Annotated in this window: 6 protein-coding genes; 4 read left to right on the top strand and 2 right to left on the bottom strand. The window is 74.4% G+C overall.

Going from position 1 to position 22,361, the window contains the following annotated elements; genetic code table 11:
* Nucleotides 1-676: 676 nt before the first annotated feature.
* Nucleotides 677-4,309: a BTAD domain-containing putative transcriptional regulator gene (locus ACIO6U_RS14605; protein WP_401718929.1), complete on the top strand. Its 3,633-nt coding sequence runs from the start codon at nucleotides 677-679 to the stop codon at nucleotides 4,307-4,309.
* A gap of 457 nt (nucleotides 4,310-4,766) precedes the next feature.
* On the opposite strand, the gene ACIO6U_RS14610 is transcribed toward ACIO6U_RS14605, so the two are convergent.
* A complete protein-coding gene (locus tag ACIO6U_RS14610; protein ID WP_188281614.1) occupies nucleotides 4,767-4,961 on the bottom strand; it encodes a hypothetical protein in 195 nt (64 codons plus the stop codon).
* A gap of 52 nt (nucleotides 4,962-5,013) precedes the next feature.
* On the opposite strand from ACIO6U_RS14610, the gene ACIO6U_RS14615 reads away from it, so the two are divergent.
* Entirely contained in the window at nucleotides 5,014-5,622 is a 609-nt protein-coding gene (locus ACIO6U_RS14615) for a hydroxyisourate hydrolase (RefSeq protein WP_401718932.1), read from the top strand.
* A 10-nt stretch (nucleotides 5,623-5,632) separates the two neighbouring features.
* Here the strand turns inward: ACIO6U_RS14615 and ACIO6U_RS14620 are convergent, their stop codons facing one another.
* The gene (locus ACIO6U_RS14620) at nucleotides 5,633-7,051 is read right to left on the bottom strand and encodes a condensation domain-containing protein (RefSeq protein ID WP_401718935.1); all 1,419 of its coding nucleotides are present in this window, start codon (nucleotides 7,049-7,051) and stop codon (nucleotides 5,633-5,635) included.
* Nucleotides 7,052-7,847: 796 nt separating this feature from the next.
* On the opposite strand from ACIO6U_RS14620, the gene ACIO6U_RS14625 reads away from it, so the two are divergent.
* The gene (locus ACIO6U_RS14625; RefSeq protein WP_401718938.1) at nucleotides 7,848-16,724 is read left to right on the top strand and encodes an SDR family NAD(P)-dependent oxidoreductase; all 8,877 of its coding nucleotides are present in this window, start codon (nucleotides 7,848-7,850) and stop codon (nucleotides 16,722-16,724) included.
* Nucleotides 16,725-16,763: 39 nt separating this feature from the next.
* Complete coding sequence (locus ACIO6U_RS14630) at nucleotides 16,764-22,325, top strand: beta-ketoacyl synthase N-terminal-like domain-containing protein (RefSeq protein ID WP_401718941.1); 5,562 nt, start codon at nucleotides 16,764-16,766, stop codon at nucleotides 22,323-22,325.
* The last annotated feature ends 36 nt before the right edge of the window (nucleotides 22,326-22,361 follow it).

Raw genomic sequence — 22,361 nt, forward strand, 5'->3', positions numbered from 1 at the left:
CGACCGCCGTCGCGGGGGCTGTGAGCGGCCAGAGGAGCGGGGCCGGGGAACAGGACCGGCGCATATGCCCAATGGCCGCGGATTCCCGAAGCGGCAGTACACGGTTGCGAAGAGCCAGTAAAGGACCCATTCGGGAAACTCGTACAGGATTCAAGGGAACGACGGCGTGAATTCATTCATTCTCACACCATCCGGGTGTTCTGAACATTGATCCGGAGGCGGCCAATAGGGTCTCCGGCGGGTCCGGCCAAGGGCCGCGGGCCGGGCGGGCAGGGGGGACAGCGCATGACCGATACCCCACGGGCGGACATACCGGATTCGCAGCCGGAACGTCGCCGTATGTGACGGGGAAAGACGGACAGGACGCTACTTACGGGGAGTGTCGCGACACAAGGCGGCGGGTCGGCGCGCGGCGGGGATCGGCGCCGAAGCGCGGCCCCGGGAGGAAGTCGATGACGCACTCATGTCACACGCGCCCCACTCACCCCAGTGGCTCTCTTCGAAATCAACCATGCTGCTATGGACATCTTGATTTGTGCTGCGTCATGAATGAGAATTCGTCCAATTGAGCGGCACGGAGTACACGCAATAGAGGCCCGCCGCGCACACCGGGGCCTCGCGCGGCGGGACAGCGCACTCACCCGCTCCGTTACCGACAGTAGCCGGGGGTAAATCGTTGGAGTTCTGCATACTCGGGCACCTCGAAGTCTCGGCGAACGGGCGCCCGGTGCAACTCGGCGGTGCCCGCGAGCGGACGGTACTGGCGATGCTGCTCATCGAGGCCGGTCATGTGATCCCGGTGGAACGGCTCATCGACGCCGTGTGGGGCGACGACCCGCCGGCGACCTCGCGTGGGCAGATCCAGATCTGTATCTCCAACCTGCGGCGGCGCATCCTCGCGGGCGGCGGCGAGGACCTGATCGAGACCCGACGGCCCGGCTATCTGCTGCGGGTCCCCGCAGGCACGCTCGACCTGCACCGGTTCGAGGCCGAAGTCCACGAAGGGCAGGCGGCGTTGGCGGCCGGGGACCCGGCCGGGTCGGCCCGCATCCTGCGGGACGCGCTGCAACTGTGGCGCGGTCCCGCGCTCGCCGACGTGGACAGCACGCTGGTGCAGCAGGGAGTGGGGCGGCTCAACGAGCGGCGGCTCGCCGTGCTCGGCGAGAGTCTGAAGTCCGGGCTGATCGCGGGTGAACAGCACCGGTTGATCGGCGAGTTGACGTCCCTCGCGGCCGAGTATCCGCTGCACGAGCACTTCAGGGCGCTCCTGATGATCGCGCTCTACGCGGCCGGGCGGCAGGCGGAGGCGCTGGACGCGTACCGCAAGGTGCGTGAGGAATTGCAGAGCGAACTGGGCATCGACCCGGGCAGTGAACTGCGCGGCCTGCACCGGGCGATGCTCGCCGGTACGTTCTCGCTGCCGGGCGCGGAGCCGGACGAGACGACGTCGGGGCGTTCGACGAGCCGGGACAGCCGGGACCACGACGGTCAGGGGCGTCAGCCGCAGCACCGCGAAGACCAGCGGCGCGACGACCAACACCGGGACGACCAGCGGCGGGAGGACCAGCGGCGCGACGAACAGCGCCGGGACGACCAGCGGCGCGATGATCAAAGGCGCGACGACCCCCGCCGGGACGACTACCGCCGGGACGAACGCCGACGCGACGAGCAGCGCCGCGACGAACACGGGCGAGACGAACACGGGCGGGACGACCCGCGCCGTGACGACTACCGCGCGGACGAACACCGGCGCGACGAACCCCGGCGCGATCAGTGGGACCGCATGGAGCGGGACCGCGACGACCGGTACGGAGACCGGGACGATCCGACGGGCAGCGCGCCCGCGGAGTCGGCCCGGCCGCCCACCTCGACGGGCGCCCCCATGCCCGGCGCCCGCGCCGACCCGGAGGGCGCCTCGGACCAGGCGCGCGGCCAGGCCGAAGGGCAGTCGCCGCACCAGCCGCCGGCCGAGGAGCCCAAGCGGCGCGCGCCGAGCCTGCTGCCCGCCGACATCCCGGACTTCACCAGCCGCAGCGAGACCGTGAACGACATCGTGCGGCAGATCGGCGGCGACCAGCGCCACCGCAGCGACCAGGCGGTGCCCGTCTGCGTGATCGTCGGACAGGGCGGCGCGGGCAAGACGACGCTGGCCGTGCATGTCGCGCACCTGCTCACCCAGGACTTCCCCGACGGCCAGCTCTTCGCGCACCTGCGGGTCGGCGACCGTCCGGCGAACCCGTCCGACATCCTGGAGCGCTTCCTGCGGGCGCTCGGTGTCGTCGGCCCCAGCCTGCCCAAGTCCCTTGAGGAACGCGCCGAGCTCTTCCGCGACCTGGTCAGCGGGCGGCACGTACTGGTCGTGCTGGACGACGCCATGACGGAGCGTCAGGTCACCTGGCTGCTGCCCGGAAGCGCCGACTGCTCGGTGATCGTGACGAGCCGTCAGCGGCTCACCGGACTGCCCACCGCGGGCCGGGTGGAGATCGGCGCGCTCAGCGAGAGCGGGGCCGCCGCGCTGCTCGCCCGCTACATCGGTGAGGCGCGGGTGGTCGCGGAGGCGGAGAGCGTCACCGAACTCTCCCAGCTCTGCGGCCGGTTGCCGCTGGCGTTACGGATCTCGGCGGCGCGGCTGGCGGCCCGTCCGCACTGGAGCGTCGCCGACCTCGTCGACCGGCTGCTCGACGAGTCCCGCAGGCTGGACGAGTTGAACCACGGTGAGATGCAGGTCAGGGCCAGCATCTCGCTGACGTACGACAGCCTGCCGGACGACGCCCGGCTGCTCTTCCGCCGTCTCGCCCTGCTCGACGTGCCCAACTTCGCGGCCTGGGTGGGCTCCCCGCTGCTCCAGGTCGACGTGCTGCGCGCGCAGGAGGCGCTCGAAGTCCTGGCGGAGGCGTATCTGATCGACGCCACGCCAGGTCCCGGCGGCCATGTCCGCTACAGCTTCCACGACATCATGCGGCCCTTCGCGCAGGAGCGGCTGGCGGAGGAGAGTTCCGAGGAGCGGCTGGGCGCGCTGGAGCGCTGGCTCGGCGCGCTGCTGTCGCTGACCGGTGAGGCGCACCGCCGCGAGTACGCGGGCGGCTATCTGGAACGGCGCAGTTCGGCGGAGCGCTGGCGGCTGCCCGACCGGTTGGTGGAGCGGCTGCTGTCCGACCCGCTGGCCTGGTACGAGCAGGAGCGTACGTCGATCGTGGCGGCCGTGCGGCAGGCGTCGGCGGCCGGACTGGTCGAGCACTGCTGGGACCTGGCGCTCAGCTCGGTGACGCTCTTCGAGGCGTACTCGTACTTCGGCAACTGGCGCGAGACGCACGAGATCGCGCTCAAGGCCGCCTGCCGGGCGGGCGATCAGCACGGCGAGGCGGCGATGCGCTACTCGCTGGGCTCACTGCACATGTTCGAGCAGAGCACGGACCCGGCGATGCGGCAGTTCGAGCGGGCGCACACGCTCTACCACGAACTCGGCGACGAGCACGGCGCGGCGCTCGTACTGCGCAACATGGCCTATCTGGACCGGCTGACCGGTGACATCGCGTCGGCGCAGGAGCGGTGGGAGGAGGCGCTGGGCGTCTTCCAGGTCACCGGCGACCGGATCGCCGAGGCGCACGTCCTGCACAACATGGCCCAGGTGCACGTGGACTGCGGTGAAACGGCCACGGCGCTGCGGCTGTTGGAGCGCGCCGAGGCGATCTGCCACGAGGTCGGCAACCGCCGGGTCACCGCTCAGGTGCAGAACCGGCTGGGCGCGCTGCACCTGCGGGTCGGGCGGCTGGACGACGCGCATGTCGCCTACACGCGTGTGCTGGACAGTGTGCGGGTGACCGGCGACAAGGTCGGCGAGTGCTACGCGCTGCTGGGTCTGGCGACGGTCGACCTGCGCCGCGGCGAGCCGGGTTCCGCGCGGGCGATGCTGACCGAGGCGCTCGAACTGGCGGTACAGGCCGGCGCCCGCATGGTGGAGAGCCGGATCGCGCTGGCGCTCGCCGAGGCGCTGCTCACCTCGGACGTCGAGGCGGCGCCGGAGTACGTCGAGCGCGCGCTGACCGGCTTCGAGGCGATCGGCGCGACGTTGGACAAGGCGCGCGCGATGGTGCTGCGCGGCCGGGTGCACGCGGCGTCCGGCCGTCCGCAGGGCGCGCGTGCCGACTGGCAGGCGGCGGCGGGCATGCTGACCGGGCTGCGGACGGACAAGGGCGGTGTCGCGCTGGTCGAGGAGGTGCGGCGGCTGCTGCGTACGCTGGCCGACGGGGGCGCCGACGCGGGTGTCGCGGCGGCGCAGCTTCCGGCGGAGGCCGAGCTGCACAGCTGAACGGCTTGGGAGTCGCCGGGGAGTTGGGGGAACGCCAGCTCCCGGCAGGGGGCCTGCCGGGTCGGCGGTGTTTCCGGTCGGCGTGAAGGTGCGGCCGACCGGGCGTCGTGGAGCGGGGGCGCCCGCCGGTGCGGGCAGGGAGAATCCGGGCAGCCGGTAGCACCGGGTGTCACGGGGTGGAAGGCGCCCAGCCGTGTGGGCGGCCCGGGGTCACGGGCGTCATGGTGCGGAGGTACCCGAGAGCGCGGGCGGGTGGGGGTGCCGGATCTCCGACGGTGCGGGATGCCCGTGTCGGCACGGGCTTCGTGGGGAGACGATTCGCCGGATCGAACCGGGGCGCCGTGAGAAAGGGCTCATCCGGCCGACCGAGCGGCGGTCGTCGTGGGGTGGAGCTGGGGAAGCGGTGGTGCGCGGTGCGGTGGTACGGGGTGCCGGGCCGCGAGGGCCGCGGCGGAGGTCAGTCCCAGATGGTGTTGTCCGTGGAGGCGGTGGGGGTGGGGGTCGGCTTCGGCGTTCCGCCGTCGACACGTACGACCGAGGTGTGGCCGTTCGTGGACGAGTGCGTCGAGGTGACCGCGACGGCGACGCCGCCCGTGAGGGTGACGAGCAGGGCGGCGGCGGTGATGCTGCGGCGGAAGGCGCGAACCGTCATGATGCCATCTCCAAGTCTGTGGGGCCGCCGGTTCAGGTGTCCCGGTGGCTCGATGACTTCATGGTTCGGTGGACCGCTTTCGGTCCGTCCTCGCCCGGCTATCACGGTCGCTATCACGTCGCTCTCACCCGACCGCCGCAGGTCGGCGCGGGGCTCGGCGCGGCGGTCCGGCTCTCGCCCCGCCCTCGTTTCGCTATCGTCGGGGGCCGCCGGTCCTATCGTCCCGGGCCGCCGGAGCGATGGCGGAACGATAGGGGCATCCCCCAACGTCGTGGCCACCCAGGCGCGACACCGCAAAAGGCGCGCCCGAACCCGGAGGCGGGACCCCGTGAGTCTTTGCGTGCACATCGTGGACAGTGCGTTCGGCGTACCGGCAGCGGACGTCGACGTCCTGCTGCGCCAGCCCGCCGGAGACGACTGGCGTGAGCTGGTGCGCGGGCGCACCGGTCAGGACGGCCGGCTGGCGATGCTCGGTGACCGGAACATCCAGCCGGGCATCTACCAGGTGGTCTGCGACCTGGACGCGTACTACGCCGTCCTCGGCTCGCTGCCCCTGCATCCCCGGGCCATCGTCGAGTTCCGGGTGACCGAGTCCGACGCGGACATCCACCTGCCGATCGTGGTCTCCACGCACTCCTTCCTGAGCTACCGCGGCGCCTGAGGCACCGCGACTACCCCTTGGCGAGGGCCGGTTGACGCGGGAACAGATCGGCTCCCAGCTCCCCCCTCGCCCGTCCGTCGTCCAGCAGGGCGCCGACCGTGGCCTCCGGCTCGGTGGCCGCGCGCAGCGCCCCGAGCGCGATGGTCCGCAGGACGGCGGTGACATCCTCCTCGCCGAGCACGTCGGGGTCGGACCGCAGCGTCAGCTCCACCTGGTGAGCCCCTTCGGCGTTGACCCGGAGGTAGAACGGGTGACCCGCCTCGCGGGCCGGGGGCGTCCAGGTCAGGGACGCGTCGGACGGGACTTCGGCCCGGTCCCGCGCCGGTACGGGCGGCGGTGACGATGCCGACGGTACGTCGGCGGACGGCTCCGCTTCCGCCACGTAGTTGAACCAGCAGTCGTGGACGAAGAGCGAGCCGTCCGGCCCCGGTGCCTCGGCGGCCAGCCGCGCCGCCGCGTCGACGTCGTAACTGCCGTGGCGGTAGGCCAGCAGCGAGCTGAGATGCGCGCGCTTGAGGAAGCCGGACAGCGGCGCGTCCGGGTCCACCGCGCAGAGCAGCGGCACCAGTTGGTTCATGGTGCTGACGACGGGCTGCCACAGCGGGTCGAAGCGGTTGGCGCACATCAGGCTCAGCATGATCCGGTTCCGGGACAGCACTCCGGAAAGGGCCGCGCCGGTCAGCGCGGTCAGAACGCTCTGCGGCGACACCCGGTGTGCGGAGGCGGCGTCCGCGACCAGCGCGGCGAGCCGCGGGGAGCGCAACGTCGCCTGGATGCGGCGCTCGTCGGGACCGGGCGTCCGGGCGGGCAGATTGCTCAGCGGGCCGCCCGCCAGGATCTTCTTCCAGTACTTCTCGGCGCCGCGGCGGTGGCCCGCCCAGGCGTCGCCGTGCTGGAGGACGGCCAGCTCGCGCGGCGCGGGCCCCGGCCGGCCGTCGGCCGCCGGGTCCCCTCCGCCCCTGGCAGCCAACTCCTTGAGCTGCCTTTCCAGTTCGCGGATCGCCCAGACGTCCACCACCATGTGCGACATCGACACGGCCAGATAGCGGGGGCGGCCCGCGGCGCATATCAGCGTGCCGTGCCAGCCGGGGTCGCCGACGACGGGGAAGGGCCGCGCGTACAGCTCGCGCAGCACCCGCGCGCCGTCCTGCGGGGTCACCGACGGCAGGTCCAACCGGTCCAGCCGGAGCGGGACTTCGGGGTGGACGCGCTGGAAGGGCCGGCCGTCGGCATCGGTGTGGAACGTCGTCCGCAGGCTGTCGTGACGGTATGTCAGGACGCGCAGGGCGCGGTCGATCGCGGGCGCCTGAAGTCCCTCGACGTCCCACAGCGCGGGGACGTTCACCTCCATCAGCCGGTCGGTGGCGAAGGTTTCTATCGATCGCCAGGTCGACAACTGGCCGAAGGTGAGTGGGGCGTCGACGGGCATGGTCCCTCCGTGGCATGAGGTGGGGCACGAGGCGTGGCGTGAGGTGGTGGTCCGGCGTGGCGTGAGGAGGTTGCGCGGCGCGAGGTGAGGCGCCGACGGGGTTTCGGGGTGGCGGTCGGACGGCGGTCATGCGGCAGGCGTGCGGCGGTCGTGCGCCGAAAAGCGGTCGGTGATCGGTGGTCGGCGGGCTGCGGTCTGCGGTCTGCGGTCTGCGGTCTGCGGGCCGCGCTACGGGTTCGCGTACGGCCCCTCCCCCCGCGCCCGTCGGCGCGGGGAGGAAGGTGACGAGCCGCGCCGCGCGTGGAACGCGACGGCTCAGCGACAGACGGTGCCGCGCGCGTGGCTCACGGCCGTGCAGACGACCCGGGTGCAGACCACCCGCGTACAGACCACCTTGCGCATTTGCTTCACCTCCTCCCGCACATCGCTCCTGACGGTTTTCCGGCGGCCCTTTCGCCGCATCACACACTTATTCATGGGTCGCTTCTCCTTGTCCATACGCGCGCGTTGGCATCAAGTTCGCGGTATTCCCTGCCACCGCGTTCGGGGCGAACTTCCTTGACCCGCCAGGGCCGTGGAGTCCACGCTTCTGCCATGCCCGGAACAGCCGGGGCCACCGGTGAAGACCACGCCGACCGCCCCGGTCGTATTTCCCGGTCCTGAGCAGCGGAATGCGTTTACCGAACCGTCAGGACCCGCGAAGAGAAACACGAAGAAGAAATTCACGGCAATGCGCCGCGGTGCGTGCGATGCCGGGCGATGCGTTCTGGAACAGCCAATCCTCGAAAGGTGGGTCATGTCCGCTCTGACTGAACGGTCCACGGCCGCGGAGCCGGTCGCCGTCATCGGCATGTCCTGCCGGCTGCCCGGCGCGAAGAGCCCCGAGGAGTTCTGGCGGCTGCTGAGCGAAGGCCGCGAAGCGGTCGGCGAGGCCCCGGCGGACCGGCGCCAGGCGGACGGTACGGCGGGGTCGACGGCGGACGGTGCCGCGGACGGCACGGGCCGGGCCGGGCGCGGCGGATACATCGCCGACGTGGACCGTTTCGACGCCGCCTTCTTCGGCCTCTCCCCGGCCGAGGCCGCGGCGATGGACCCGCAGCAGCGGCTCGTCCTGGAGCTGGCGTGGGAGGCGATCGAGCACGCCCGGATCGTCCCCTCGACCCTGCACGGCACGGCGGCCGGAGTCTTCATCGGCGCCATCACCGGCGACTACGCGCTGGTCCACGACCGGCTCGGCGGCCAGGGGATCAGCAGGCACAGCGTCACCGGCACCCACCGCAGCATCATCGCCAACCGGGTCTCGCACCTGCTCGGCCTGCGCGGCCCCAGCCTCACCGTCGACTCCGGCCAGTCCTCCGCCCTGGTCGCCGTGCGGCTGGCCTGCGAGGAGCTGCGTCGCGGCACCGCGCGGACGGCGCTGGCGGGCGGAGTGAACCTGAATCTGCTCGGCGAGAGCGACCGGGCCCTTGAGCGCTTCGGCGCCCTGTCCCCCGACGGCCGCTGCCACACCTTCGACGGCCGGGCCAACGGTTACGTACGCGGCGAGGGCGGCGGTGTGGTGCTCCTCAAGCCGCTGTCGGCCGCGCTCGCCGACGGCGACACCGTGCACTGCGTCATCCTCGGCGGCGCCGTCAACAGCGGCACAGGAGAGCACCTGACCGTTCCCGACCCCGAGGCGCAGCGCGAGGTCGTCCGGCTGGCCTGCCGCGACGCGGGAGTCGCGCCCGCCGAGATCGCCTACGTGGAGCTGCACGGCACCGGTACGGCGGTCGGCGACCCGATCGAGGCGGCCGGTCTCGGGGCCTCGCTGGAGACCGGGTCCCGGGTGGCGCACGGCGCCCCGCCGCTGCTGGTCGGCTCGGCCAAGACCAACGTCGGCCACCTGGAGGGCGCGGCCGGCATCGTCGGTCTGCTGAAGGTGGCGCTCAGCATCGGCCACCGCACGCTCCCGCCCAGCCTGAACTTCACCTCGCTCCACCCGGCCATCGCGGCCGAGCAGCAGGGCATCGAGGTGGTCACCGCCGCCCGTCCGTGGCCCGGCTCCCCCGACAGCCGCCCGACCGCGGGCGTCAGCGCCTTCGGTATGGGCGGTACCAACTGCCACCTGATCCTGGCGGCGGCGCCCGCGACCGCGCCGAACGAGACCGTCGCGCCCCGGACCGTGCCGAACGAGACCACGCCGAACGAGACCGTCGCGGACGACAGCCCCGAGGTCCGCCGCGACTGCGACGCCGACCCGGCCCCGACCACCCCCTGGCTCCTGTCGGCCCGCTCCCCGCGCGGCCTGACCGCCCAGGCGGACCGGCTCGCCGCCCACCTCGCCACGCGCCCCGACGTGCCGGCGCGGGACGTCGCGCTGTCCCTGCTGCGCACCCGCTCGGCCTTCGACCACCGCGCCGTCGTCCTCGGCGCGGGCCGCCCCGAACTGGACACGCTGCTCGCCGAGTTGGCGGCGGGCCGACCCCACAGCGAGGTCATCACCGGGCACACCGCGACCGGCGGCGTGGGATTCGTCTTCCCGGGCCAGGGCTCCCAGTGGTGGGGCATGGCGCGCGAACTGCTGGAGATCGACGGCCCGTTCGCCGACCGGATCGCCGAGTGCGCCCGCGCGCTGGCCCCGTACACCGACTACGACTTGCTGGACGTGGTGCGCGGTGCGCCCGGCGCGCCCGGCTTCGAGCGGCTCGACGTGGTGCAGCCCGCGCTGTGGGCCGTGATGGTCTCGCTCGCCGAGGTGTGGCGCGCGGCCGGGGTCGAACCGGACTTCGTCATCGGCCACTCGCAGGGCGAAATCGCCGCCGCGACCGTCATCGGCGCGCTCTCCCTGGACGACGGGGCCCGCGTGGTGGCCCTGCGCAGCCAGGTGCTGCTCCAGGTCACCGGCGGCCGGATGCTGTCGGTGTCCGCGCCGCTCGCCATGGTCGAGGAACGGCTGGCGGCCTACGGGGCGGCGACCCTCAGCGTGCTCAACAGCCCCACCTCCGCGGTCGTCTCCGGACCGCTGGACACGCTCACCGAGCTGGCCGCGAGCTTCGACGCCGACGGCTTCCGCACCAAGGTCCTCAAGATCGACTACGCCTCGCACTCCCCCGCTGTGGAAGTCATCCGCGAGCAGGTGCTCGACGTGCTCGCACCGGTCCGGCCGGTCGCCGTCGACACCCCCTTCTACTCCTCGCTGACCGGCGGTCGGGTCGAGGACACCTCGGAGCTCGACGGCGACTTCTGGTACCGCAATCTGCGCCACGCCGTCCGCTTCACCGACGCCACCCGCTCCGCGCTCGCCGACGGCAACGGCCTGTTCGTCGAGTGCAGCCCGCACCCGGTGCTGCGGCACGCGATCGAGGAGACCGCGGAGGAGGCGGGCCACGAGGCCGCCTCCGTGCCCACCCTGCGCCGCGAGGAGGGCGGCCCCGCGCAGGTGCTGCGCGCCCTCGCCGGTGCCTACGTACACGGCGCCGACATCGACTGGGCGCCCGTCGCGGCCGTACCGGGAGCCCGTACGACGGACCTGCCCACGTACGCCTTCCAGCGCGAGCGGCACTGGCTGGGCGGGGCGCCGATCCTCGGCGCGGCGGCCGGTCCCGGTGCCGCAGGCACCGCGGGACCCTCGGACGCGGCCCCGGCGCCCGTGGCGGTCCGCACTCCCGAGGCCGTACGCGATCTGGTCACCGCGAGCACCGCCGCGGTCCTCGGGCACGCGGACGGCAGCGCGATCGACCCGCGCCGCAGCTTCAAGGACCTCGGCCTGGATTCGCAGGGCACCGTCGAGCTGCGCAACCGGCTCAAGGACGCCACCGGTCTGAAGCTGCCGACGACGCTGCTCTTCGAGTTCCCGACGCCGAAGCGGCTGGGAGAGCGACTGGCGGAGCTGACAGCGCGGTTGACGCCGCGGACGCCCGAGGCGGACGGCGCGGGCGTGCGGCCCGCCCCCAACAGCGTGACCAGCGACGGCACTTCCGCCGACACCGCTGCCGACACCGGTACGTCCGCCGGTTCCAGCGTCGACCCCGACGCGCCCGAGCCGATCGCCGTCGTCGCCATGAGCTGCCGCTACCCCGGCGGGGTCAGTACCCCGGAGGAGCTGTGGCAGCTCGTCGCGGACGGCACCGACGCGGTCACCGGGCTGCCCTCCGACCGCGGCTGGGACCTGGACGCACTGCTCGGCGCGGGCCCCGACCGGCCCGGCGCCCTGACCACCGTCGGCGGCGGATTCCTGCACGAGGCACCGGAGTTCGACGCCGCCTTCTTCGGCATCAGCCCCCGCGAGGCGCTCGCGATGGACCCGCAGCAGCGGCTGCTGCTGGAGACGTCGTGGGAGGCCGTCGAGCGGGCGGGCATCGACCCGGCCACGCTCGCCGGGCAGCCGGTCGGCGTCTTCTTCGGCTCGATGGCCTCCGACTACGGCCCCCCGCTGCACCGGCCGAACGGCGGCGGTGACGGCCACCTGCTCACCGGTACGGCGCTGAGCGTCATCTCCGGCCGGGTCGCGTACACCCTCGGCCTGCGCGGCCCCGCGCTGACCGTCGACACGGCCTGCTCGTCCTCCCTGGTCGCCCTGCACCTGGCGGTCCGCGCCCTGCGCGGCGGCGAGTGCCCGATGGCGCTGGCGGGCGGCGTGACGGTGATGTCGACGCCCGGCAATCTGGTGGAGTTCAGCAGGCAGCACGGACTCGCCGCGGACGGCCGGGCCAAGGCGTTCTCGGCCGACGCGGACGGCACGTCCTTCTCCGAGGGCGCGGGGGTGCTGCTGCTGGAGAAGCTCTCCGACGCCCGCCGCAACGGCCACCCGGTGCTCGCCGTCATCCGCGGCACCGCCGTCAACCAGGACGGTGCGAGCAACGGCCTCACCGCGCCCGACGGTCAGGCCCAACGCGCCCTCGTGCGCCAGGCGTTGGCCGACGCGCGGCTCACGGCCGACGACGTCGACGCCATCGAGGCGCACGGCACCGGCACCTCCCTCGGTGACCCCGTCGAGGCCAACGCGCTGATCGACACCTACGGCAGCGCCCCGGGCGGCGGCGGCCCCGCCGCCGCGCGACCGGTCTGGCTCGGCTCGGTGAAGGCCAACATCGGTCACACGCAGGCCGCCGCGGGTGTGGCGGGCGTCATCAAGATGGTGCAGGCGCTGCGCCACGAGACGCTGCCGCGCACGCTGCACGCCGACGAGCCGACGCCGCGCGCCGACTGGGACACCGGACGGATCAGGCTGCTCACCGAGCAGCGGGCCTGGCCGCGCGGGGAGCGGGTCCGCAGGGCCGCCGTCTCCTCCTTCGGCATCAGCGGCACCAACGCCCACGTGGTCGTGGAGGAACCGGCCGCGGCCGACCTTCCCGCCGAACGGACGGACCGTCAGGAAACTTCTGCACAGAGCCTGTTGGCCTGGCCGGTCACCGCCCGCACCCCCGGGGCGCTGCGGCACCAGGCCCAGCGGCTGACCGGCGCCGTCGCCGACAGGCGTCCCGAGGACGTCGCCCGCACGCTGGCCGCCCGTACCGTCTTCGAGCAGCGCGCCGTCGTCCTCGGCGCCGGAACCGACGAGCTGATCGCGGGGCTGCGCGCCCTCGCCGACGGCGACCCGGCCGGGCCCGGCACCGTCTCCGGTACGGCCAGGGGCCGCGCCCGGACGGCGCTGCTCTTCACCGGGCAGGGCGGCCAGCGGCTCGGCATGGGACGCGAACTGCACGCCGCCTTCCCGGTGTTCGCGGCGGCGTACGACGAGATCTGCGCGGCCTTCGACCCCTACCTCGACCGCCCGCTGCGCGAGGTGCTGTGGGCCGAGCCCGACGGACCCGACGCGGTCCTGCTGGACGAGACCCGCTACACCCAGCCCGCGCTCTTCGCCTTCGAGACGGCCGCGTGGCGGCTGCTGCGCTCCCTCGGCGTCGAGGCCGACGTCGTGGCGGGGCACTCGGTCGGCGAGTACGCGGCGGCCTGCGCGGCCGGGGTGTGGCAACCGGCCGACGCCGTACGGCTGGTGGCCGCGCGCGGCCGGCTGATGCAGGAACTCCCGCGCGGCGGAGCGATGTTCGCCGTCGCCGCGAGCGAGGAGGAGATCCGCGGCACGCTGGCGGAGCCGCGGTACGCGGCGCGGGCCGTGGGCCTGGCCGCCGTCAACGGCCCGCTGAGCTGCGTGATCTCCGGCGAGGAACAGACCTGCGAGGCCATCGCGCGGCAGTGGGCCGACGCGGGCCGCCGCACCAAGCGGCTCACCGTCAGCCACGCCTTCCACTCGCCGCTGATGGACCCGATGCTCGACGCCTTCCGGCGGGAGATCGCCGCGACCACCCTCGCCGAACCCCAACTCCCCTACGAGGCCGCCCTGGGCGCCGACCGCTCCTGGACCGACCCCGCCTACTGGGTGGACCAGATCCGGGACACGGTGCTCTTCGCGCCGGTCGTGGACCGGCTGGCCGCCGCCGGTACCGGCGTGCTGTTCGAGGTCGGACCGCAGGCGGTGCTCACCCCGATGGCCCGCGAGAGCCTGGCCGGGCGCCCCGGCAGCGTCGTACCGCTGGTCCGGCGCGGCCGGGACGAACAGGACGCGCTCCTGCGGGGCCTGGCCGAGGCGTTCGCCGCCGGAGCCACCGTCGACTGGGCCGCCACCGCGGCGGACGGCGCCCGTACCGAGCTGCCCACCTACGCCTTCGACCGGCGCCGGTTCTGGCTCACCGACGCGGGGCCCGACGCGGGCTCGACCGCCCGCACCTCGCTGCTGCGCCGCGCGACCACCGTCGCGGCCGACGGCGGCCACCTGCTCGGCGGACGGCTCTCGCTGCGCTCCACGCCGTGGCTGGCCGACCACGCCATCGGCGGCACCGCCGTCGTCCCCGGAACGGCGCTGGTCGAATGCGCCCTCCAGGCGGCGGAGTTGGCCGGGGCCGAGGCGGTCGGCGGACTCACCCTGCTCACCCCGCTGGTCCTGCCGCCACTCGGCGCGGTCGAGGTCCAGGTCGCCGTCGGCGGCGAGGACGCGGACGGGCGGCGCGCGCTGACCGTGCACGCCAGGCCCGCCGACGACACCGACGCGCCGTGGACGGCGCACGCCACCGGCCACCTGACGGCCTCGGCGGACGCCGCCCCCCACGACGGCTGGGCCGCGGTCTGGCCGCCGGCCGGAGCCGAGACGGTCGACCTCACCGACGTGTACGGGCGGCTCGCCGCCGCGGGTTACGGCTACGGCCCCGCCTTCCAGGGCCTCACCGGCGCCTGGCGTGCGGGCGACGACCTCTACGCGGAGGTCCGGCTGCCCGAGGACGTACGGTCCGCCGCGGCCGACTTCGCCGTGCACCCGGCCCTGCTCGACGCCGCCCTGCACATCCTCGTCCTGGAAGCCAGGAACGCCTCGTCGGCAGGCCGCCCTGTCCCCTTCTCCTTCACGTCCGTCACCGTCCCCGCGCCCGGAACCGACGCCCTGCGCGTACGGCTCACCGCGAGCGACGCCTCCGGCGACGGCACCCGGATGTCCCTGTGCGACACGGCGGGACGCCCGGTGGGCGAGGTGACGGTGAGCATGCGCAACGCCCCCGAGGGCTTCGGCCTCACGGCGACCTCGGCCCCCAAGGACATCGGCCTGTACGACATCGCCTGGGTCCCGGCCGCCGCGTCCCCGGCCCCGTCCTCCGAGGACTCAGCACCCTGGGCGGTGCTCGGCTCCGCCGCCGCCGAACCCGTGGCCGCGGCCCTGCGCTCCTCCGGCCGCCCCGCCTCGGTACTCGCCGACCTCGACACCCCCCGCACGGGCGCGGCCCCGGCCGTCCTGGTCATCCCGGCACCCGAGGACCCGGCGCACGGGGACCCGACGCCCGAGGGCCCGACATCCGAGGAACCGACGTCCGAGGAACCGGCAGCGTCCGGCGGCCTCCCCTCGACCGTGCGCCGCGTCCTCGCGGACACCCTCGACCTCGTACGGCGACGCGTCGCCGACCCCGAACTGGCCGGCACCCGGCTGCTCTTCCTCGCCGACCCCGACTCGCTGACCGGCGGCCCGCTCTGGGGCCTGATCAGGTCGGCCCAGACCGAACACCCCGACGCCTTCGCCCTGGCCGACGCGAGCGGTACGGCGCCGGACGAATGGCCGCTGCTGGCAGCCGCGTTGCACCAGGCGGAGCCGCAGACGGCCGTCCGCGACGGCGCCCTGCTGGTCCCCCGGCTCACCCTCCGCGAGACCGAGACCCACACCCACACCGGCACCAGCACCAGCACCAGCACCGGCACCGAGCCGGTCGACGGCGCGCGGACCGTGGACACCCCGGACACCGGAAGCGCCCTCGGCACCGGCACGGTCCTGATCACCGGCGGTACCGGCGGACTCGGCGCGCGCCTCGCCGCGCACCTCGTGGCACGGCACGGCGTGCGGGACCTGCTCCTGGTCTCGCGGCGCGGCCCGGCGGCCGAAGGGGCCGACGAGCTGGTCGCCGCGCTCGAAGCGCGCGGCGCGGCCGTACGGATCGCGGCCTGCGACGTGGCGGACCGGGCGGCGCTGACCGCGGTGCTGGACTCGATCGCGGACGACAAGCCGCTGACCGCGGTGGTGCACACCGCGGGCGTGCTCGACGACGGCGTGGTCGCGCGGCTCGACGGTGAGCGGCTGGGGAACGTGCTGCGGCCCAAGGCGGACGCGGCGTGGCTGTTGCACGAGGCGACGGCGGACCTGCCGCTGGCGGCGTTCGTCCTGTACTCGTCCGTGGCGGGCGTGCTCGGGACCGCGGGGCAGGCGGGTTACGCCGCCGCCAACGGCTTCCTGGACGCGCTGGCCGTCCACCGCAGGGCGGCGGGGCTGCCCGCGACCTCGGTCGCGTGGGGCCTGTGGTCCGCGGAGGCCGGGATGGCCACGGCGCTGAGCGCGGTGGACCAGGCGCGGCTGGCACGGATCGGCACGCTGCCGCTCGGCCAGGAGGAGGGTCTGGCGCTCTTCGACGCGGCGCTGGCCGCCGACCTGGCGGGCGGCCGTACGGTGGCGGCCCGTTGGGACCTGACCGGGCTGCGGGCCCGCGCGGCCTCCAGCGGGTCACCCGTACCGCCGCTGCTGCGCGGCCTGGTGCCGGCGCCGCGCCCGGCCCGCCGGACGGCCTCCGTCCGGCCCGCCGCCGCGACCGGTGCGACGGCGCCCGCGCCCGCCGCGGGTCAGGGCGGACTCGCCGGGAAGCTGGCGGGGCTCGACCGGGAGGCGGCGCACGCGGTGCTGCTCGACCTGGTCAGGGAGCGCGCCGCGCTCGTCCTCGGGCACGACAGGGCCGACCGGATCGAGGTCGACCGGCCCTTCACGGAGCTGGGCTTCGACTCGCTGGCCGCGGTGGAACTCCAGGAGGGCCTCGGCCGGATGACCGGCGTGCCGCTCCCGGCCACGCTGACCTTCGACCACCCGACCGTCGCGGACGTGGCGGCCCGGCTCGCCGCGGACTTCGCACCGGCCGAGCCCGTACCGGCGGGCGACCGGCTGTGGGGCACCCTCGGCGACGCGCTGTCCGCGCTGCTCGACGGCGGCGCCGCGGCCGAGGGCCCGGCCGACCCCGACGAGCGCGACCGCACCGAGGCGCTGCTCCAGGCGGCGCTGAGCCGGCTGCGCGACGGCGGCGAGGGACCGGGGCGGCTCCTGAGCCCGGCACTGCCCGGCGGCGGCCTCGAAACCGTCTCGGACGAGGACCTCTTCGACTTCATCGACAACCAACTCTGACATTCGCGACAACCCGACTTCGTACTGGAGGACACGGCTATGACGAGCGAAGAGCGGCTTCGCGAATATCTGAAGAAGGTGGTCGGCGACCTGACCGACGCCCGGCGCAAGCTGAGCGAGGCCGATGACCGCGAGCACGAGGCGGTGGCCGTGGTCGGCATCGGCTGCCGCTACCCCGGCGGGGTCGAGGCACCTGACGACCTGTGGGAGCTGGTGGACTCCGGCACCGACGCGACCAGCCCGTTCCCGACCGACCGCGGCTGGGACCTGGAGAAGCTGTACGACCCGGACCCCGACACCCCCGGCACCAGCTACACCCGGCGCGGCGCCTTCGTGCACGACGCGGGCGACTTCGACGCCCCCTTCTTCCGGATCAGCCCCCGTCACGCGGTGAGCACCGACCCGCACCACCGGCTCTTCCTCGAAGCGGCCTGGGAGTCCTTCGAGCGGGCCGGCATCGACCCGGCGACGCTGCGCGGCAGCAGCACGGGCGTGTGGGCCGGGATGATGTACGAGTTCTACTCGGCGCGTTTCCTCGGCGCCGTTCCCGAGGACGTCGACGGCACCCTCCTGGTCGCCAGCACCCCGAGCATGCTGTCCGGCCGGGTCTCCTACAGCTTCGGTCTCGAAGGTCCCTCGGTGACCCTCGACACCGCCTGCTCGTCCTCGCTGGTCGCGGTCCACCAGGCCGTACGCTCCCTGCGCAGCGGCGAGTGCACGCTCGCGGTGGCGGGCGGGGTGACCGTCATGGCGGAGCCCGACATGTTCGCGGAGTTCTCGCGGCAGCGCGGCCTGGCCCCCGACGGGCGCTGCAAGCCGTTCTCCGCCGACGCCGACGGCACGGTGTGGGGCGAGGGCTGCGGTGTCCTGCTGCTGGAGCGCCTCTCGGACGCTCAGCGCAACGGCCGGCCGATCTACGGCGTGATCCGCGGCACGGCCGTCAACCAGGACGGCGCGAGCAACGGGCAGACCGCGCCCAACGGCAAGGCGCAGGAGCGGGTGATCGCCCAGGCGCTGGCCGACGCCCGCCTGACGCCCCGTGACATCGACGCGGTCGAGGCGCACGGCACGGCCACGCCGCTCGGCGACCCGATCGAGGCCAACGCGATCCTGTCCGCCTACGGCAAGGACCACACGCCGGAGCGGCCGTTGCTGCTCGGCACGATCAAGTCCAACATCGGGCACACGCAGGCCGCCGCGGGCATCGCCGGAATGATCAAGATGATGCAGGCGATGCGGCACGGCAAGCTGCCGCGCACCCTGCACATCGGCACCCCGACCTCGCGGGTCGACTGGTCGGCGGGCACCGTACGGCTGTTGACCGAAGAGGAGCCCTGGGAGTCGCGCGAGGACGCGCCGCGCCGGGCCGCCGTCTCGTCCTTCGGGATCAGCGGCACCAACGCGCACGTGATCCTGGAGGAGCCGCGACCGGCCCCCGCCGCACCGGAGTTGGAGACCGGGACGGGTTCCGAGACCGGGACCGACACCGGCTCCGACACCGGGACCGGCGCCGCGTCCGACACCGGGTCCGGCATCGCGTCCGACACCGGCAACGCCCCGCTCGCCTGGGTGCTCAGCGCCCGCAGCGCCGACGCCCTGCGCGGCCAGGCCGACCGGCTCGGCCGCCGCGTCGCCGCTCAACCGGCGCTGCGCCCGGTGGACATCGCCTGGTCGCTGGCCGCCACCCGCGCCCGCTTCGACCACCGCGCGGTCGTCGTCGGCCGCGACCGCGCCGAACTCCTCGACCGTCTCGACGGTTTCGCGCAGGGCAGGGACGGCTCCCCGGTGACCACCGGCGTGGCGTCCGGTACGGCCAGGACCGTCTTCCTGTTCACCGGACAGGGCGGGCAGCAGCCCGGCATGGGGCGTCAACTGCACGCCGCCTTCCCCGTCTTCGCCGCCGCCCTGGACGAGGTGTGCGACGCGCTCGACCCGTATCTCGACCGGCCGCTGCGCGAGGTGATGTGGGCGGAGCCCGGCACGCCCGAGGCCGCGGAGCTGGACCGCACCTACTACACGCAGCCCGCGCTCTTCGCCTACCAGGTCGCCGCCTTCCGGCTGCTCGGCTCGCTCGGTCTGGTCCCCGACAAGGTCGCCGGGCACAGCGTCGGCGAGATCGCCGCCGCCCATGTGGCCGGTGTCTGGGACCTGGCCGACGCGGCCCGGATGATCACCGCCCGCGCCCGGCTGATGCAGCAACTCCCCTCCGGCGGCGCGATGTTCGCGATCTCCGCCACGGCGCGGGAAGTCGCCGTCACGCTGGCGGGCAAGGAGAGCCTGGCGCAGGTCGCCGCCGTCAACAGCCCCGCGGACGTGGTGGTCTCCGGTGACGAGGAGACCTGCGCCGCCGTCGCCGCCCACTGGGCGGAGCAGGGCCGCCGCACCAAGCGCCTCACCGTCAGCCACGCCTTCCACTCGCCGCTGATGGAGCCGATGCTCGACGCCTTCGGCGCCGAACTGGCCGCGCTGACCTTCCGTCAGCCGACGCTGGACAGCGCCGTCAACCTCGGCGCCGACCGGAGCTGGACCGACCCCGGCTACTGGACCGACCAGGTCCGCCAGGCCGTGGGCTTCGCCGACATGACCGCGCGGCTGGACGCGGCGGGCACGGACGTCTATCTGGAGATCGGGCCGCGCCCGGTGCTCTCCGGGATGGTCCGCGCCTGCCTGCCGGACGCCAAGGCCGTGGTGACCGCCGTGTCCCGGCGCACGCTGGCCGAGCCCGAGGGACTGCTGACCGCGCTCGCCGAGGCGTACGCGGCCGGCGCGTCCGCCGACTGGAGCGCCGCGGCGCCCGGCGGACAACCCGTCGAACTGCCCACGTACGCCTTCGACCACACGCGCTACTGGCTGCTGCGGACCCCGCCGCGCGGCGACGCCGACGCGCTCGGCCTGACCGAGCTGCGGCACCCGCTGCTGGGCGCGGCGGTCGCCGTCGCCGACGGCGGACTGGTCGCCACCGGCAGGCTGACCGCGGACGACCTGCCCTGGCTGGCCGACCACTCCGTGGGCGGCGCGGCGATCGTGCCCGGCACCGCCCTGCTCGACATGGTCGTCGAGGCGGCGGCGCAGGCCGGTTACGACCGGGTCGAGGAGCTGACGTTCGAGGCGCCGATGCCGCTGCCGGTGACCGGGTCGCTCGACCTCCAGGTCGCCATCGGCGGCGACGGCTCCGTCGGGGTGCACGCCCGGCGCGGCGGCGAGGAGAGCTGGACCCGGCACGCGTCGGGCAGCCTGGCCGCGGGCCCCGCGGAGCCCGACGGCTGCGCGTGGGCCGCCACCTGGCCGCCGCAGGGGGCCGCACCGGTCGACCTGGACGCGGTCTACGAGCGGCTGACGGAGCGCGGCTACGGCTACGGCCCGGCCTTCCGCGGGCTGCGCGGCGCCTGGCGCACCGACGGTGAGCTGTTCGCCGAGGTCGAGGTGCCCGAGGGCGCGGAGAACGACGGCTTCGGCCTTCACCCGGTGCTGCTCGACTCGGCCTTCCACCCGTACGCCGCCGAGGGCGAAGGGGACGAGCTGCGGCTGCCGTTCGTCTTCCGCGGGGTGCGGCTGACCGCGGTCGGCGCGTCCGCCCTGCGGGTCAGGATCGTGACCGAGGGCGCCGACCAGTTGTCGCTGACCGCGGCGGACGAGAACGGCGGACTGGTCCTGGACGCCCGCGACATGCGGGTCAGGGCGGTGCCGGCCGCGGCCATGCGGGCGCTCGCCGGAAGCGCGGCCTCACCCGAGGGCTACTACGGCCTGGAGTGGACCGAGACGACGCTTCCCGCGGTGAGCCCCGGCAGTTGGGCCGCGCTCGGCACCCCGGTCGCCGCGCTCCCCTTCCACACCGGCCCCGACGCGCTCGCCGCGTCCGGCGTCCGGCCCGACTACGTCCTGCTCGACACCGAGGCACTGGACACCGCCGAGGGCGCCGAACTCCCGCAGAGCGTCAGCGAGTTGACCGGGCAGGTGCTCGGCCTGCTCCAGCGGTGGGCCGACGACGCGGCCTTCGCCGCCTCCCGGCTGGTGATCGCCACCGACCCCGACTCGCTCCGCACGGCGGGAGTTTGGGGCCTGGTGCGGGCGGCGCAGGCCGAACACCCCGGCCGGTTCCTGCTGGTGGGCGCCCGCGGCGGCATCAGCGCGGCCCTCGCGGGTCCCGGCAGGGCGGTGGCGCTGCTCGCCGCCGCGGCCGAGGCCGACGAGCCGCAGGTGCTGCTGGAGGACGGCCGTACGCTGCTGCCGCGGGTCGCCCGCCGGGTGCCCGCACCCGCCGTCGAGCCGGCCTTCGGCGACGGCACGGTCCTGGTCACCGGCGGCACCGGGGCGCTCGGCGCGCTGGTCGCCCGGCGGCTGGTCGAACGCTTCGGCGTACGGCACCTGCTGCTGACCTCGCGGCGCGGTCTCGCGGCCCCCGGGGCGCGGGAGCTGGCCGACGAGCTGACCGAGGCCGCCGGACCCGGCGCCACCGTACGGATCGAGGCGTGCGACGCCGCCGACCGCGGCGAGCTGTCGGCGCTGCTGGCCTCGGTGCCGCCGGAGCACCCGCTGACCGGTGTGCTGCACGCGGCCGGTGTCCTGGACGACGGCCTGCTCGCGGGCCAGTCGCCGCAGCGCCTGGCGGACGTGCTGCGGCCGAAGGCGGACGCGGCCTGGCTGCTGCACGAGCTGACCGCGGACCTGCCGCTGGCCGCCTTCGTCCTGTTCTCCTCCGTCGCGGGCGTGCTCGGCAACGCCGGGCAGACCACGTACGGAGCCGCCAACACCTTCCTGGACGCGCTGGCCGTCCACCGCAGGGCGGCGGGTCTGCCCGCGGTCTCGGTGGCCTGGGGACTGTGGTCGACGGCGGGCATGGGCTCGACGCTGACCGCGGCCGACGAGGCGCGGCTGGCCAGGATCGGGGTCGCGCCGCTCGACGAGCGGCAGGGCCTCGGGCTGCTGGACACGGTGCTGACCGACCCCGATGTCGAGGCCGCGGTCGTGGCCTCCCGCTGGAGCCTGAGCGGCCTGCGCGGCGCGCAGGACAGCGGCGAGCGGATTCCGCAGATCCTGCGCGGCCTGGTCCGCGCGGGGCGGCGGACCGCGGAAGGCGGCGGCGCCCGGCAGTCCGGCGCCAACGCCGCGGGCGGCCTGGCCAAGAAGCTCGAAGGACTCACCGGTGACGCCGCGAAGTCCGCGGTCGACACCGCCGTACGCCACCACGTGGCCGCGGTACTGGCCCATGGAGCGCCCGAAGCGCTCGACCCCGACCTGCCCTTCATCGACCTCGGATTCGACTCGCTGACGGCGGTCGAACTGCGCAATCGGCTCCAGACGGACTCCGGTCTCGACCTGGCCCCGACGCTCGTCTTCGATCACCCGACCATCGGCGCCCTGGCGGAGCACCTGGCCATCGCGCTGGTCCCGGCCCCGAAGGATGACGTGACCACCATGGAAGAAGCCCTCGCCCGGATCACCGGCGAACTCAGCTCGTCCGCACCCGCGCTGCGGGACCGCATGGTCGTGGCCCTGCAGGACGCCCTCAACCGACTCGGAGTCCCGATGGACTCCCCCACCGCGGTGCTCGACGAGGCCTCCGACGAGGAGATCTTCGCCTTCATCGACGCCCAGGCGTAATCCCGCGCCGGGCGCACGGCCCGGCCACCGAGGTAC

Origin of the sequence: Streptomyces sp. NPDC087422, from assembly GCF_044744145.1 — a bacterium.
Lineage (GTDB): Bacteria > Actinomycetota > Actinomycetes > Streptomycetales > Streptomycetaceae > Actinacidiphila.